Consider the following 14,967-nt stretch of genomic DNA (forward strand, 5'->3'; position numbering starts at 1 on the left):
GGGCGCGGGGGAGGCGTCGTGATCGAGCGAGTAATCGAAGAAACGTTGGCGGACGTGATCCGACAACGGCTGGGGGAATGCAGCCCGGCGGAACGGAAGGTGGCCCGCGTACTGCTGGCCGACTATCCCGCCGCCGGGTTCGAGACCGTCGCGCGGCTGGCACTCCGCGCCGGCGTCAGCGGGCCGACGGTGGTCCGCTTCGCCACCCGGCTGGGATTCCAGGGTTTCCCGGACTTCCAGCGCGGCTTACGCACGGAAACCAGCACGGTGGTACCGACGGCCCGGGACGCCGCACTGCTCGCGTCGGTGGACGATGCGACCAAGGCGATGGTGCGCACGGTGGCCGGGCTGCCGCCGTACGACGTGCAGGAGGCGGTCGAGCTGCTCGCCGACCGTCGCCGGCAGATCTACGTCGTCGGCGGTTCGCTGCTCGCCGGGTACCTGCACCAACTGCTGGCCACCGTGCGCCCGGGCGTGCACGTGGTCGGTGCGCCGCCGGTGACCACGGTCGCCGACCTCACGTCCCGCGACGTGCTGGTCGTCTTCGACCTGCCGCCGTACGAACCGGCCGTGACGGCGCTGGCCCGGTACGCCGCCAAACAGCACGCGAAGGTGGTGCTGTTCACCGCTGCCGGGTTGTCGCCGGCTGCGGCGCACGCCGAGGTGGTCTTGCCGAGCGAGGCCTCGCCGCGGGCGCTGACCCCGGCGGTCGCGCTGGTGGAGGCCATCGCCGGGCGGGTGCTGGAGCGGCTGGGGAACGAGGGTGCCCACCGGATGGAGGAGGCGGAAGCCCTCGCCACCGAACTAGCGACTGGATAGTTCACGAAGGGCCGCATACCGTCCGCCGGTCGCGAGCAGATCGGCGGGCGGCCCGTCCTCGACGATCCGTCCGGCGTCCAGCACCAGCACGCGATCGGCGATCTCCACCGTCGAGAGGCGGTGGGCGATGATCACCGCGGTGCGGTCGGCGAGCAGCGTCCGGAGCGCCCGCTGGACGGCGCGTTCGCTCGGAATGTCCAGCGACGACGTCGCTTCGTCCAGGATCAGCACGTCCGGGTCGGCCAGCACCGCCCGGGCGAACGCCACCAGCTGTCGCTGTCCCGCGGACAGCCGCGATCCCCGCTGCCCGACCTGCGTGGCGTACCCGGCCGGGAGTTCACGGATCATGCGGTCCGCCCCGACCTGTGCTGCCGCCGCTCCGATCTGCTCTTGGCTCGCGCCAGGGCGTCCGAAAAGAATGTTGTCGGCGACCGTTCCACCGAAGAGAAAGTTCTCCTGGGTCACGGTCACGACGGCCGCGCGCAGCGCGTCCTCGCCTACATCCTTCAGATCGACGCCATCCAGGCGCACACTTCCGCCCAGCGGGTCGTAGAACCGGCCGATCAGGCGGGCGACTGTCGTCTTGCCGGCGCCGGTGGCACCGAGCAGTGCCACGGTTTGACCGGTCGGGATCGTCAGGTCGAGCTCGGGCAGGATCGTCACGCCGTCGCGGTAGCCGAACGTGATGTTCCGGAGTTCGACGGTGCGGCCGCGGCTGGTGCGCACCGGTAGCGGCACGGGCCGGGCCGGAGGTGCGACGTCGGGCTCCTCCTCGAGCACACCCGAGATCTTCTCCAGCGCCGCCGTGGCCGCCTGCAGGCTGTTGTAGAACATCGACAGCTGCGTCATCGGGTCGAAGAACCGGCGGACGTAGAGCAGGATCGCGGCGAGCACGCCCACCTGCAGCTGCCCGTGCACGGCCAGCCAGCCGCCGACGGCCAGCATCAGCGCTGTCGCCCCGGTGGACACCCCGAACACGGTCGGTGCGAACACCGCCATCAGGCGCAGCACCTTGGCGTCGGCCGCGGCCAGATCACCGGCGAGGCGGCCGAACAGCACGTTGTTGCGCGGCTCCCGGCGGAACGCCTGCACCGCGCGGACGCCACCGAGCGTCTCGACGATGTGGACGATCACCGACGCCACGGCCTCGCGCGTCCGCCGGTAGGCCGGCCCGGACTCCCGGCGGAACCACCGGATGATCAGCCACAGGAACGGGAACGCGAGCAGCGCCAGGAGCCCCATCCGCCAATCCAGGACGAGCAGGATGATTCCGATCACCAGCACGTTCAGGCCCTGGATGACCAGGTCGTCGAGGCTGCCGTCGAGCATGTCGGCCAGCGAGTCGACGTCCGAGGTCAACCGGGAGATCACCCGGCCGGACGTGTAGCGCTCGTGGAACGCGGGGGAGAGGCGCTGGAGGTGCGCGAACGCACGCCGGCGCAGGTCGAACAGGATGCCGTTGGTGACCCGCGCGCTGTAGCGGAGGTAGATGTGCCGGGTCACGGACTCGACGACCGTGGCGGCGACGAGCGCACCGGCGACGGTGAAGATCACGCTGGCGTCGCCGTTGTCGACCAGCGGCGGGAGACCGGCGTCGATGCCGACGCTGATCAGGTACGGACCCGCCAGCCCGCTGACGTTCTGCGCGATCAGCAGCAGCGACGCGATCCCGATCGATCTGCGGTACGGGCGCACGAGGCTGCCGAGGAGCTTGCGGCTGCGGCGCCGCAGCCGGAGGCCGGCGTCGTCCGGGACGTCGTCGATGTCTTCGGCGGCGACGCCGTGCCAGTCGGTGGTCATCGCGGTACTTCCTGCGGGGTCGTGTCGAGGACGTCCCGGTATCCGGGGACGGTTTCCAGCAGTTCCTCGTGAGTGCCGACCGCGGTGATCGTGCCGTTGTCGAGTAGCGCGACCCGATCGGCCAGCGCCACTGTGGATGGCCGGTGCACGACGAGGAGCGCGGTGGTGCCGGTGAGAACGGTCTTGAGCGCTCGTTCCACCAGCGCTTCGGTCTCGACGTCGAGCGCGGAGAGCGGGTCGTCGAGCACGAGGACGCGGGGGCGACCCACGACCGCGCGGGCCAGCGCCAGCCGCTGCCGCTGACCGCCGGAGAGCGACAAGCCCTTCTCACCGATCCGGGTGTCGAGGCCCCACGGCAGGTCGTACGCGAACTCGGCCTGGGCGATCCGCAGCGCGTCGGCCACCTCCTCCTCGGAGGCGTTCGGGCGGCCGAGCATGATGTTCTCCCGGACGCTCGCCGAGAACAGCGTCGGATCCTCGAACGCGGCGCTGACGTGCGTCCGGAGGGTTTCCAGCGGCAGGTCCCGGATGTCGACGCCGTCGAGCGTGATGCGGCCGGCGGACACGTCGTGCAGCCGGTTGACCAGCAGCGTCAGCGTCGTCTTGCCGGAGCCGGAGACACCCGCGAGGGCGAGGGTCTCGCCGGGCCGCAGCTCCAGGTTCACGTCTTTCAGCACCGAGTCCTGTTCGGACGGGTACCGGAAGCTGACGTTCTCGAACTTCAGGTGGCCGTTTGCCTTGACGGTGGTCGTCCGAGCCCGGTCGACGATCTCGGGCTTCGCGTCCAGAATTTCGTAGACGCGTTGGGCCGCGGTCGCCGCCTGCTGGGCCTCACCGAGCAGCCAGCCCAGCGAGTCCAGCGGCCAGATCGCGAACGTCAGCAGCCCGACGAACGCGACGAGCTCGCCGACCGTCATCGCGCCGTCGGCGACGGCGTAGGCACCGCCGAGCAGCGTGACGCCGAGCAGAACGCCTGGGACGGCCTCGATCGCCGGCCAGTACCGGGCGATCACGAGGCCCTGCGCGAGGCCCGTCTGTCTGACCTGTTCGGCAGCCTCGGCGAACTTCTGGTTGAGGTACCGGTGCCGACCGAACGCCCGGATCGTGCGGAAGCCGAGGACCGATTCCTCCACCAGGCTGGTGAGGTCACCGACCTCGTCCTGCAGCTGGCGCGAAAGCGGGAGGTAGCTGCGGCTCAGGCCGTAGGTCAGCACCATCACCGGGAGGACGCCGGCCGTGACCAGCAGCCCGAGCGGCCAGTAGATCGAGATCAACACGATCGAGACGCCGAGGTAGGTCACTGTCTGCAGCACGATGAAGACCGAGCCGAACGCCAGGAAGCTGCCGACCGCGCGCAGGTCGGACGTGGCGCGGGACAGCAGCTGCCCGCTCTGCCAGCGTTCGTGGAAACTCAGCGACAGGCGCTGCAGCTGTGCGTACAGGTCCGTGCGCAGCGCGGTCTCGATGCCGACCGAGCCGGTCGCGTGCGCTCGGCGTCCGATGTAGTCGCTCAGCTGGACGAGGAGGGCAGCTACCAGCGCGAGCCCGGCGAGCAGGAACAGTCCGTCGGTCGTGCGGTGGCGTACCGGGCCGTCGATCAGGCGCTGGGTCAGCAGTGGGCCGACGATCTGCAGTGCTTGGGCGACGGCGGAGGAGGTCAGCAGGACGAGGAGTCGGGTCGAGTGCGGACGCGCGTACGTCCGCAGACGCAGCAGTGTTTTTAGTGCCCCCGTGGGCCGTTCCTCCCCCATGATTCGACGATAAGTCGCGTTCGCGTAACAGCACGCATGAATTTTTCTCAACCAGCTCGTCTGAACTGGTCGACCTCCCAGCGGAGGAGGACGTCCGTTTCCTGATCGCCGAGCCTGCTGCGCAGGGAGATGGTGCCGTGGTCGTTCACGCTGAGTCCGGGCAACCTGGAGGGGCGGCCGGTGGCGCTGAGCGGGTACGGGTGCCCGGTGAAGCGCAGCTTCGCGTTCCAGCCGGTGAGCATCACCAGCCAGGTTCGGGCGGGTACGTAGGAACCGCGGGAGCAGGTGAGGAACGCCAGGTAGTTGTCACCGCTGAACTGGGCGGTAGGGCCTGTCAGCGTCCAGCCGGTGTCGGCGGGGATGCTGTCGATCTCGACCTTGTCGCGGTACTTGGCGGCGGGGTCGCCGCAGTCGGGGTCCTGGATTTCGCTCAGAGTGTCGGTGGTGCTGCTCGGTGATGGGGCTGCCGGGGTGGCCGGGACCAGGCGGTCGGGGGTGCCGGCGCCTCGGGCGAGGCCGATCCCGGCGGCGACGATGAGCACGAGCCCGACGACTGCGGCGGCAGCGTTCCGCCGGCGACGCCGGGTGACGGTGGCGCGGGCGGTGGGGCCTCCCGGGGCGCTCGTGTGGCTGCGGTGGTGTTCGTACTCGGCGGCGAGTGCGGCCGCGAGGTCGGTGTCGTCGCTCACCGGCGCGCTCCTTCGTTGTCGAGAACCGTGGCCAGGCGGGCGCGGCCCCGATGCAGCCACGACTTCACGGTTCCGGTCGCGACACCCTCCCGGGCGGCGATCTGCTCGACGCTCAGATCGGCCAGGTAGTGCAGCACGATCGCCCGACGCTGGGCGTCGGGTAACCCGGCGAGCGCGTTCATCAGATCCAGCCGGGCGGTGTCGGGCGGTGGCACGTCCTGCGGCCGGGTACTCCGGCGGTGCGCGAGCACGGTCTTGAGCCGCCGCCACCGGCTGGTCGCCAGTCGGTAGGCGACCGTGTGCACCCAGGGGGCCGGGTCGTCGGAAATCGTCGACCAGTGGCGCCAGGCCCGGCAGAACGCCTCCTGGGTGACGTCCTCCGCCTCGGCGCGGTCACCCAGGTAGACGGCGATCTGGGCGGCGAGGGCCGCGAACCGGTCGGTGTAGAAGTCGTCGAACCGTTGCTCGGCGGGCGTCACCCGCACCTCCGCTCCGCAGCCGGCACCACCGTCCGGACCCCTCTACTACGCGCGAGCCACGCCGGAGGTTGCGGTCGGATCCACGGGGTCGCACGCGAAGCGGTCCCGTTCGAGCGAGCCCGAGCCCACTGAATCGGGACCGCTCCGAGCCGCAACGCACGCCAGCGCCTCGCTCGGAGTGCGGGAGGCCGAGCCGGCCGCGGCCGGTTCGTCAGCGCTAGACGTTGAAGCGGAACTCCACGACGTCGCCGTCCTGCATCACGTACTCCTTGCCCTCCATGCGCACCCGCCCGCGCGACCGGGCCTCCTGCATCGAGCCGGCCGCCATCAGATCGTCGAACGAGACGACCTCGGCCTTGATGAAGCCGCGCTGGAAGTCGGAGTGGATCACCCCGGCCGCCTCGGGGGCGGTGGCGCCGATCGGGATCGTCCAGGCGCGGGCCTCCTTGGGCCCGGCCGTCAGGTAGGTCTGCAGTCCGAGCGTGCGGAACCCGACCCGGATCAGCTGGTTGAGGCCCGGCTCGTCCTGCCCGACCGACTCCAGCAGCTCCCGCGCCTCGTCCTCGGGCAGGTCGATGAGCTCGGACTCGATCTTCGCGTCCAGGAAGACCGCCTCCGCCGGCGCCACCAGGCCCCGCAGCTCGTCCAGGAACGACGCGTTGCCCAGCTCGTCCTCGTCGACGTTGAAGACGTAGAGGAACGGCTTGACGGTCAGCAGGCTGAGCTCGCGGAGCGGCTCGAGATCGACTCCGGCCGCGTAGAGGGTGGTCCCTCCGTCCAGCACGGCGGACGCCGCCCGAGCGGCCTCCAGCACCGGCACCCGGTCCTTCTTCATCCGGGCTTCCTTCTCCAGCCGCGGAATCGCCTTCTCGAGCGTCTGCAGGTCGGCGAGGATCAACTCGGTGTTGATCGTCTCCATGTCGTCCGCCGGGCTGACCTTGCCGTCGACGTGCACGACGTTCGGGTCGCTGAACGCGCGGATGACCTGGCAGATCGCGCTGGCCTCGCGGATGTTCGCGAGGAACGCGTTACCGCGGCCCTGGCCGGTGGAGGCCCCACGGACCAGGCCCGCGATGTCGACGAAACTCACCGCCGCGGGCACGATCTTCTGTGAGTCGAAGACCTTGGCCAGCGCGTTCAGGCGCTCGTCGGGCACGCCCACCACCCCGACGTTCGGCTCGATCGTCGCGAACGGGTAGTTCGCCGCGAGGACGTCGTTCTTGGTCAGGGCGTTGAAGAGGGTCGACTTGCCGACGTTCGGCAGACCGACGATTCCCAGCGTAAGGCTCACGCCGACCAAGGTTACGCGTCGACCGGCGCCCGTCCGTCACGGCGCCCTCCCGGACCGGCGCCCTAGGCCACCGCGTACGGCCGCACCGCCCGCGCGTCGGCCAGCGCCTGCCCCCACCACGCCAGCGAATCGAGCAGCACCTTCGCAGCCGCGTTCGGGGCGTCGGCGTCGGACAGCGAGCCGTCCGCGGCGAAACGCTCCCAGTGCCGGTCGAAGCTGACCGAGTCGCGCACCGTCGCCGCGTGCAGTTCGGCGAACACGAGCCGCAGTTGTTCGATCGCCCGCAGACCGCCGCCGTGCCCGCCGTACGAGACGAACCCGATCGGCTTGGCCTGCCACTCGGTGAAATGCCAGTCGATCAGATGCTTGAGCGACGCCGGGAAGCTGTGGTTGTACTCCGGCGTGACGACGACGAACGCGTCCGCGGCGGCGAGTCGCGCAGCCACCCCCTGCAGTTCGGCGGGGCGCGCCGACACGTCCATCAGCTCCAGCACGTTCGGCGGCAACGTCCAGGGCAGCTCGACGTCCGCCACGTCCAGCACGTCGACGTCGAAGTGGCCGTGTTCTTGAGCTCGTGCGCGGAACCACTCTCCGACCCGCAGGCCGAAACGGCCTTCCCGCACGCTTCCCACGATGATGACGAGTTTCATGCCCCTCACCCTGGGCGAAGGCGGGAGCGGTAGAAACACCGCGCGAAGGCTAGCCCTCGCAGGGCGACGATAAAGGCGGGCGCCGCTACTAGCCTCGGAGCCATGACCGAGCTCGGCGATTTCCTGCGCTCCCGCCGGGAAGGACTCCGGCCGGAAGCCGCCGGTCTGAGACCGGGGTCCCGCCGACGCACCCCGGGCCTCCGCCGGGGCGAACTCGCCACTTTGGCCGGAGTGAGCGTCGAGTACCTCGCCCGGCTCGAGCAGGGGCGTGACCGGCATCCGTCGGCGCAGGTCATCGGTGCGCTCGCGGACGCCCTGCAGCTCTCCGACCCCGATCGCCTGCAGCTGCGACGCATCGCCAAGGCGCAGGACGGCGTTCCGTGCCTGATCATCGAGCCACCGGCGACGGAGGTTCCGGCCGCCGTGCGGATGGTGCTGGACCGGCTCGAACCGTCGCCGGCCGTCGTGCTCAACCGGATCACCGACGTCCTCGCCCACACCGACGGATTCCGGCTGCTCGCCGAGCCGATCGGCCTGCTGGAACGCGGGAACCTCGCGAGGTACGTGTTCACCGATCCGCGGGCTCGCGACGCCTACCCCGACTGGTCCGCGGTGGCGAGCCTGCGTGCCGCCGACCTACCGGATCGTGCGGACCCGTACGTGACCGATGATCTGACCACCGCTGCCACCCCGGCGCCGCACTCCGAGCGCCTCGAGGTCTGGCGCCATCCCGACGTCGGTGACCTGCGTCTGCGCCCGGAGGTTCTGGTGTTCCCGGACGCCGACGACCTGCGCCTGGTGCTCTACCTGCCGCACGACGAGGACACCTCCGAGCGGTTGGACCGCCTGGTCAGAACCGGTCCGCGCGCTGTCGGCACGGTCCGCCTGGACAGTTCGGCCAGCGGCGTCAGGGACTCCTCACCGCGTGCCCTCGTCTCGACGCCGGACCGCGTGGCCAACCAGCGCACGACCAGGCCGTAGGCCACCACGAAGACAGCGTTCACCGCGGCGGCCTCGGAGCCGAGGCTCACCACGTGGCTGACGACCGAGAACGCGACAGCGGCTTCCAGGCCACCGGTCCGCACCGTGAGCCACCCGGCCACGACGCCGATCACCGCGTACGTCCAGGAGCCGTGGACCAGCGCGAACAGCACCGCCTGGACGCCCACCGCCACCCACGGCGACTTCAGGTGGGCCCCGATCGACTGCAGCATCCAGCCGCGGAACAGGTACTCCTCGGCGGCGGCCTGCACCGGCACCAGCGCGACGGCGACCATGAGCAGCGGCACGAACGTCGTCCACCCCGGCCAGGTGAACGAGTACGCGCACGCCGGCACGGCCACCAGCGCGCAGATGCCGAGCCATCGCAGCCGCAGCTGACCCCGGACCGACGAGAGCGTCCCCGGTCTCCGCGCCTGTGTCCACTGAACGGCGAGGAAGACCAGCGGGAGCAGCAGCGCGACCGAGCCGAGGTCGAGCGCGAGCCGGGCGGCCGGATTGACGTCGGGGAACTCGACGCTCCGCAGCAGGAGGGCTACACCCGCTACCAGTGCGAATCCGAGGAGCGTCCGCCGCCAGCGGTTCGCCGCCGGGACGGCGAGGCGGTGGTACGGAATCAGCGGCGTGGCATAGATCAGCATGACTCCAGCCTCGGGCCGGCCCCGGCGGATCTCGTCGGCTGCGAGCACGAAACCGGCCTCTACCGAGAGATAGAGCCCCTAGGGTTCGTTTCGATGAAGAACTGGACGCTGCCGGTCGCGCTGGGTGTGCTCCAGTTGCTCTACTGGCCGCGGCACCTCGTTCCCTCGCCCGACGAGTACCTCGGCGTGCTCGCGGTCGTCGTCATCACGGTCGCGCTGGGGTGGCGTCGGCGGCGTCCGCTGGCCGCTCTCGCCGGGGTGGTTGCCGGGCTCACGATCGGACAGCTGGGCACGCCCGAGGACGCGCTCATCGGGATGCAGGTCACCGACATGATCGCGCTGTACTCGGTGGTCGTCCGGGGGCGTCACTGGCCGGCCGCGCTCGGCGTCCTCTGCCTCTGGCAGGCGGTGATCGGTCCCGAGGTCTGGGACACGGCGGCGCAGTACGTTGCGGAGGCGGGGCTGACCGCGCTCAGTTACCTGCTGGTGGCGGGCGCCGGGGTGGCGCGTCGGCAGTGGCTTGCCGGTCGTCGGGCGGCGGCGGAGGCGTTGCAGCAGGCGCAGGTCGCGCACCAGGAGGCGGGTGCGGGTGAGCGGCGTCGGCTCTCCGAGGAGCTGCACGACGTCAGCGCCCATCACCTCACGTCGATCGTCGTCACGATGAACGCCGCCCGCAGGGTGAAAGGGCTGGAGCCCGAGAGCCTCCGGACGGCCGCCGAGACCGGCCGGACCGCCCAGCGGGAGCTGAAGAGGCTTCTGGCCGACGACCTCACTCCGGCGGAGACACCGCTGGGTGAGCGACTGGCCGAACTCGTCGACGCGTTCACCCGGCTCGGCCAGCGCGTCACCCTCGACGTGCCGGCGGTGGATTCCCTCACCGAACCGGTCGCCGAGCTCGCGTACGCGATCGTTCGCGAAGCGTTGACCAATACCGTGCGTTACGCGCCCGGCTCCGCGGTCCGCGTCCGTCTTCTTCTCGACGTCGGGCAGCTGCACGTCGTGGTCGAGAACGACGCCGCAGCGGCCCTCGGCGAGAAACTCGGCTCCGGACGCGGCCTCGGTGGCCTGCGACGACGGGCGCAACTGCTCGGCGGGACGCTGACCGCCGGCCCGGGTGTCGACGGTGGCTGGCGGGTGGCGGCGACCGTGTCGATCACGGCGCGAGCGCGGCGTCGCTGGGTTCCCGAGCTGATCGACGTCACCGCGGTGGCGCTGCTGCTCGCGCTGCCGCTGGGCCTGGCGCTCATCCCGGACGGGAGCACGAGGCTCGACGGCCGGTCGTGGCTGTGGCTGGCCGCCGTGGTGCCGCTGCACACGGTGCCGTTGCTGTACCGACGCCAGGTCCCGTGGGCGGTGTGGGCCGCGGTGTTCGCCACGATCGGACTGTGGCCGATGTGGATGTTCAACGCCGACGGGCCCGCTGCCCAGGGGCGGCTCGACGTCATCATCTTCGCCGTCGGCGCGGAGTTCGTGGCGGTCTACGCGGTGGGAGCGCACGCCCGGCACAAGTGGGCCGGTCTGCTGGTCGTGCCGTTCACCGGAGCGGCCACCGGTGTGCTGGCCGCGGTCGGCGCGGCGGTGTACGAGGACGACGACTCGCTGAAGTCCGCGCTCGGGTACGTGGGGACGTTCGCGATCATCGCGGCCGTGATCGCCCTGGTGGCCGTCGTGCCGTGGGCGATCGGCTTCGCGGTGCGGTTGCGGCGCGACCGGATCGTCGGCCGGGAGGACGGTGCGGTCACGGCCGCGGTCGCAGCCGCCGAGCAGGAGGCGCGGGTGGAGCGCGCCCGGCTCGTGGCCGGCCTGCGTGAGCAGGTGCTGCAACAGACCGACCGGGTCGTCGTCGCGGCCGATCGTGGTGATCCGGACGAGGTGCTGGCCGCCGCGCGGGCCGCGCTGGCGGCCATGCGCGAGTTGCTCACGGCACTGGATTCGGCACCAGCACGAGCGGCGGCGTGACCTCGGCCGGTTCCGTCTCGATTTTTTTCCGCGTCGCGAGCCACCGCACCAGCACCGCGTAACCCACGATCACCGCGATGTCGACGACGACTGTCTGCCACTCGGAGTCCGCCGCGGTCTCGTCGATCGACAGCCCGCCGACCGCACTGACCGCGATCCCGAATGCCAGCACGTTGTTCACGACGTGCAGCGCGATCCCCGCTTCCAGGCCGCCGGTCCGGATCGCCAGCCACCCGGCGACACCGCCGAACACCATCAGATCGACGAAACCCCAGCCGGTCCCGATGCCGTGCAGCAACGTGAAGACCAGGGCCTGGACGCCGATCGCGATCCACCGCAGCGGGACGAACGCGGCGACCGACTGCAGGATCCAGCCGCGGCACAGGTACTCCTCGGCGGCGGCCTGCACCGGCACCAGCGCGAGCACGACGAACAGCGCCGGGGCGAACGTCGCCCAGCCGGCCCACCGGTACTCCTCGCCACCCGTCACCGCCGTGCTCAGCCCCAACGAGAGCACTGTCGTTCCGACGGCGAGCAGCGCGCACACGAGCAACCATCGCCAGCGGATCCGTCCGACGACCGAGGACAGCGTGCCGGGGCGGCGACCCTGCGTCACCCACGCGACGAGCAGGACGACCGGCAGCATCAGGGCCACCGCACCGATGCCGAGCGCGAACTCGGCGAGTGGTCCGACGTCCGTGCCGCCGCGGGGGACGAAGAGCACGAGCGCTCCGGCGCCCGCCACCACGAGGTAGGCGATCGGCGCGAGCACGAACCCGAGAAGGGTCTTCCACCAGCGGTTCGTCGCCGTCCTGGCGAGGTGTTGATAGGCGGTCATGTCTCCAGGGTCTCCGCACCGCGCGTGCACCGCGTCGGCTGCGCGCAGGATCCCCGTCTCTACCGAGCGATAGAGAGCCGACAGACGTTGTCGGACCGACCCCCTAAGGTCGGTGCCGATGAAAACGGTGATCGTGCCCCTGGTGCTCGCCGCCTCACAGTTGGTGTGGTGGCCGGGCGGGTTGCTGCCCGGAGCGCCCCCGGTCGGCGATCCGCTGCTGGCCGGCGTCACCGTGCTCGCGACGGTGCTCACCGCGGCCGTGCTGTGCCTGCGGCGCTCCCGGCCGGTGGTCGCATTGGCGGGGGCGGTCGCCGCTATCACCGTCGCGTACCTGGCCAGCCCGTACGACGGGGCGCTGACGATCGCTGCGGCCGATCTGGTCGCGCTGTACTCCGTGGCCGCGTGGAAGCCACGGCGCACCTGGGTCACCGCGCTCGTCCTGCTCTCGGTGTGGCAGGCCGCCGTCGGCTGGCTGGAATTCGGCGTCAACAGCGAAGGGATCACCGAGGCGGGGTTCACGATCGTCGCGTACGTGGTCACTGCCGGTGCGGGTGTCGCGCGGCAGCAGTGGCGGGCCGGGCGCCGAGCCGCCGCCGACGCGCTGCAGCAGGCCACCACCGCCCACCGCGAGGCCGGCTCTGGTGAACGCCAGCGGCTCTCCGCCGAGCTGCACGACGTCAGCGCCCACCACCTGACGTCGATCGTCGTCTCGATGAACGCGGCCCGCCGGCTGCGCGAGACGCGCCCGGAACTGCTCGCCGAAAGCCTGGTGGCTGCCGCGGCCACGGCTCGAGAGGCGCTCACCGAGCTGCGCGCGCTGCTCGGTGCGTCCGGCCGGGCTCCCACCGGTCCCCACCTCACCGATCGGCTGGCCGAGCTGAGCGACGCGTTCACCCGTCTCGGCCAGCACGTCACGCTCGATGCACCGGATCCCGGTCCGCTTCCGCTGCCGGTCGCCGAGGCCGCTCACGCGGTCGTCCGCGAGGCACTCACGAACACACTGCGCTACGCGCCCGGTGGCGCGGTCCGCGTCCGTCTTCTTCTCGACGTCGGGCAGCTGCACGTCGTGGTCGAGAACGGCGCGGTGTCCGTCGGGGGCAACGTGGTGCGGCTCGGTTCGGGGCGTGGCCTCGCGGGCTTGCGGCGGCGGGTCACCGCGCTGGGCGGTGGTCTCACCGCCGGTCCGGCCGGGGAAGACGGCTGGCGGGTGAGCGCCGTCCTGCCCTCCGTCGGGTCGGCCGCGCCGCCCTCCGAGCGCTGGTGGAGTTCACGCCGCACTCCGCTGATCGATGTCGGCATCGTCGCGATGATCCTGACGTTCTCGATCGCCGGCCTCTACATGCCTGACGACGACGGCTGGACGGTACGGCCGGTGCCGCTCGGCATCTGGCCGGTGTTCCTGCTGATCGCGCACAGCGCGCCGCTGCTCGTCCGCCGTCGCGCGCCCTGGCTGGCGTGGGCCGGCGTGTTCGCAACGGCCGGGTTGTGGCCGCTGTGGCTCACGCCCGACGGCATGACCGAGAACCTCGCGTCGGCGCTGATCTTCGCGCTCGGGGCCGAGGCGGTGGCGGTCTACACGGTCGGTGCTCACGCTCGCCACCAGTGGCTGAGCCTGATCGTGATGCCGGCGTCGGGTGCCGTGATCGGCGCGGTGGCCGTCGCCGTGGCGTTGAAGACCGCATGGGACGCCAGCGAGCGGGTCCATCCGGGCGTCACAGTGGTGCTTGCCGGGCTGGGGGGCGCGGCGATGGCGTCGCCGGTCGTCGTCGCCTGGGCCGGAGGTTTCGTGGTCCGGCTCCGTCGGGACGGTGTGGTGCGTCGCGAGCACACGGCGGTGCTCGAGGCGGTCGCCGCCGCGGAGCACGAGGCACGGGCCGAGCGGGTGCGGTTGGTCGGCGGGTTGCGGGCGCAGGTGCTGCGGCACACCGAGCAGGTCGTGGCCGCCGCTGACGACGGTGACCCGGACGAGGTCGTGGCCGCGGCCCGGGCTGCGTTGGCGGCGATGCGCGAACTGCTCACCGCCCTGGATCCGCCGACCACCAGCACCGCCGCCGAGCGGCCGGACGTGCTGGCGGTGCCGGCGTGATCCGGGTGATGGTCGTCGAGGACCAGCCGGTGCTGCGCGCCGGGTTCGCCGCGATCCTCGACTCGGAGCCCGACATCACTGTGGTCGGCGAGGCGGGCGACGGTGCCGCGGGCGTGGAGCTGGCCGGTTCGCTGCAGCCCGACGTCATCGTGATGGACATCCGGATGCCGGGCATGGACGGCCTCACCGCCACCCGCCTGCTCACCGACCGCCCGAACGCGCCTGCCGTCGTCGTCCTGACCACGTTCGACCTCGACTCGTACGTCTACGAGGCGCTCCGTGCCGGTGCGGCCGGTTACCTGCTCAAGGACGCGGAGCCCGAGGAGCTCCTGAACGCGGTGCGGGTGGTGGCCGCCGGTGAGGGGATGCTGGCGCCCACCGTGACCCGCCGGCTGATCGCCACGTTCGCTGACGGCGGCCCACCACCCGACCCGGCCGCGGAGGCCACCCTCGCCGGCCTCACCGCCCGCGAACGCGAGGTGTTCGTGCTCCTGGCGTCGGGCTTGTCCAACGCCGAACTCGCCGAGGAGCTGGGGGTCGGCGTCGGCACCGTGAAGACCCACGTCAACGCGCTACTCACCAAGCTGGGCGTGCGCGACCGCGTCCGCGCGACGATCTTGGCCTACGACCTCGGCATCGTCCGAGCCAGGGGTCCCCGCCCGGCCTGACCGCCCACCGCTTTCCAGCGTGCGCAAACTTTTCGGCCCTACGACGACTTCGCGGCCTTACCTCCGGCCGTCGTAGGCCCGCGAACTCGTCGTAGGCCCGAGAACCTGCTGCGACACGAGCATGGGCTCGGCCCGGCTCGATGCAGGGCGGCGCCCATGAAGGCAGAAGCGGAAAGTCCACGCTGCGTTGCGCGGCCCTGACGACCTTGGACGCTGGACATTCGAAACAAGGTCGGGTGTAACTCGTCAATGCATCATCTGGGGCGACCTCCACCAGGGGACCTGCCGCGCTCGCGC

The 14,967-nt window shown here is 71.3% G+C and carries 12 protein-coding genes and 1 pseudogene; 5 read left to right on the forward strand and 8 right to left on the reverse strand.

Going from position 1 to position 14,967, the window contains the following annotated elements:
• Window positions 1-18: 18 nt before the first annotated feature.
• The gene (locus tag ACGFY5_RS40455) at window positions 19-819 is read left to right on the forward strand and encodes a MurR/RpiR family transcriptional regulator (RefSeq protein WP_392729469.1); all 801 of its coding nucleotides are present in this window, start codon (window positions 19-21) and stop codon (window positions 817-819) included.
• Here the strand turns inward: ACGFY5_RS40455 and ACGFY5_RS40460 are convergent.
• The 6 genes from ACGFY5_RS40460 to ACGFY5_RS40485 form a co-directional block, all read right to left on the reverse strand.
• Complete coding sequence (locus ACGFY5_RS40460; protein ID WP_392729472.1) at window positions 805-2,619, reverse strand: ABC transporter ATP-binding protein; 1,815 nt, start codon at window positions 2,617-2,619, stop codon at window positions 805-807. The two genes, ACGFY5_RS40455 and ACGFY5_RS40460, sit on opposite strands and share 15 nt — an antisense overlap.
• Window positions 2,616-4,370, reverse strand: coding sequence for an ABC transporter ATP-binding protein (locus tag ACGFY5_RS40465; protein ID WP_392729474.1), 1,755 nt, complete (start codon window positions 4,368-4,370; stop codon window positions 2,616-2,618). Before ACGFY5_RS40465 ends, ACGFY5_RS40460 begins: the two co-directional genes overlap by 4 nt.
• Window positions 4,371-4,417: 47 nt before the next feature.
• Window positions 4,418-5,059: a hypothetical protein gene (locus ACGFY5_RS40470; RefSeq protein ID WP_392729477.1), complete on the reverse strand. Its 642-nt coding sequence runs from the start codon at window positions 5,057-5,059 to the stop codon at window positions 4,418-4,420.
• Window positions 5,056-5,538, reverse strand: coding sequence for an RNA polymerase sigma factor (locus ACGFY5_RS40475; RefSeq protein ID WP_392729479.1), 483 nt, complete (start codon window positions 5,536-5,538; stop codon window positions 5,056-5,058). Before ACGFY5_RS40475 ends, ACGFY5_RS40470 begins: the two co-directional genes overlap by 4 nt.
• Window positions 5,539-5,755: 217 nt before the next feature.
• Entirely contained in the window at window positions 5,756-6,829 is a 1,074-nt protein-coding gene (ychF, locus tag ACGFY5_RS40480) for a redox-regulated ATPase YchF (protein ID WP_392729482.1), read from the reverse strand.
• A gap of 62 nt (window positions 6,830-6,891) precedes the next feature.
• On the reverse strand, window positions 6,892-7,479 hold the full coding sequence (locus ACGFY5_RS40485) for an NADPH-dependent FMN reductase (RefSeq protein WP_392729485.1): 588 nt from the start codon (window positions 7,477-7,479) through the stop codon (window positions 6,892-6,894).
• Window positions 7,480-7,581: 102 nt separating this feature from the next.
• Here ACGFY5_RS40485 and ACGFY5_RS40490 point away from each other — a divergent pair, with 102 nt between their 5' ends.
• Window positions 7,582-8,460 (forward strand): helix-turn-helix transcriptional regulator, encoded by an 879-nt coding sequence (locus ACGFY5_RS40490; RefSeq protein ID WP_392729488.1) that lies wholly within the window; start codon window positions 7,582-7,584, stop codon window positions 8,458-8,460.
• Window positions 8,461-8,540: 80 nt separating this feature from the next.
• Here ACGFY5_RS40490 and ACGFY5_RS40495 read toward each other — a convergent pair.
• A pseudogene (locus ACGFY5_RS40495) lies at window positions 8,541-9,119 on the reverse strand (CPBP family intramembrane glutamic endopeptidase); the annotation flags it as partial.
• A gap of 93 nt (window positions 9,120-9,212) precedes the next feature.
• Between ACGFY5_RS40495 and ACGFY5_RS40500 the strand changes: the two are divergent.
• Window positions 9,213-11,078 (forward strand): sensor histidine kinase, encoded by a 1,866-nt coding sequence (locus ACGFY5_RS40500; RefSeq protein ID WP_392729490.1) that lies wholly within the window; start codon window positions 9,213-9,215, stop codon window positions 11,076-11,078.
• Here ACGFY5_RS40500 and ACGFY5_RS40505 read toward each other — a convergent pair.
• Window positions 11,038-11,916, reverse strand: a complete 879-nt coding sequence (locus ACGFY5_RS40505) for a CPBP family intramembrane glutamic endopeptidase (protein WP_392729493.1) — start codon at window positions 11,914-11,916, stop codon at window positions 11,038-11,040. The genes ACGFY5_RS40500 and ACGFY5_RS40505 overlap by 41 nt on opposite strands.
• Before the next feature lie 118 nt (window positions 11,917-12,034).
• On the opposite strand from ACGFY5_RS40505, the gene ACGFY5_RS40510 reads away from it, so the two are divergent.
• Window positions 12,035-14,002 (forward strand): sensor histidine kinase, encoded by a 1,968-nt coding sequence (locus ACGFY5_RS40510; protein ID WP_392729495.1) that lies wholly within the window; start codon window positions 12,035-12,037, stop codon window positions 14,000-14,002.
• A gap of 8 nt (window positions 14,003-14,010) precedes the next feature.
• Window positions 14,011-14,670, forward strand: coding sequence for a response regulator (locus ACGFY5_RS40515; RefSeq protein WP_392730040.1), 660 nt, complete (start codon window positions 14,011-14,013; stop codon window positions 14,668-14,670).
• Window positions 14,671-14,967: the final 297 nt, after the last annotated feature.

Source organism: Cryptosporangium sp. NPDC048952, from assembly GCF_043197895.1.
Classification (GTDB): Bacteria; Actinomycetota; Actinomycetes; order Mycobacteriales; family Cryptosporangiaceae; genus Cryptosporangium.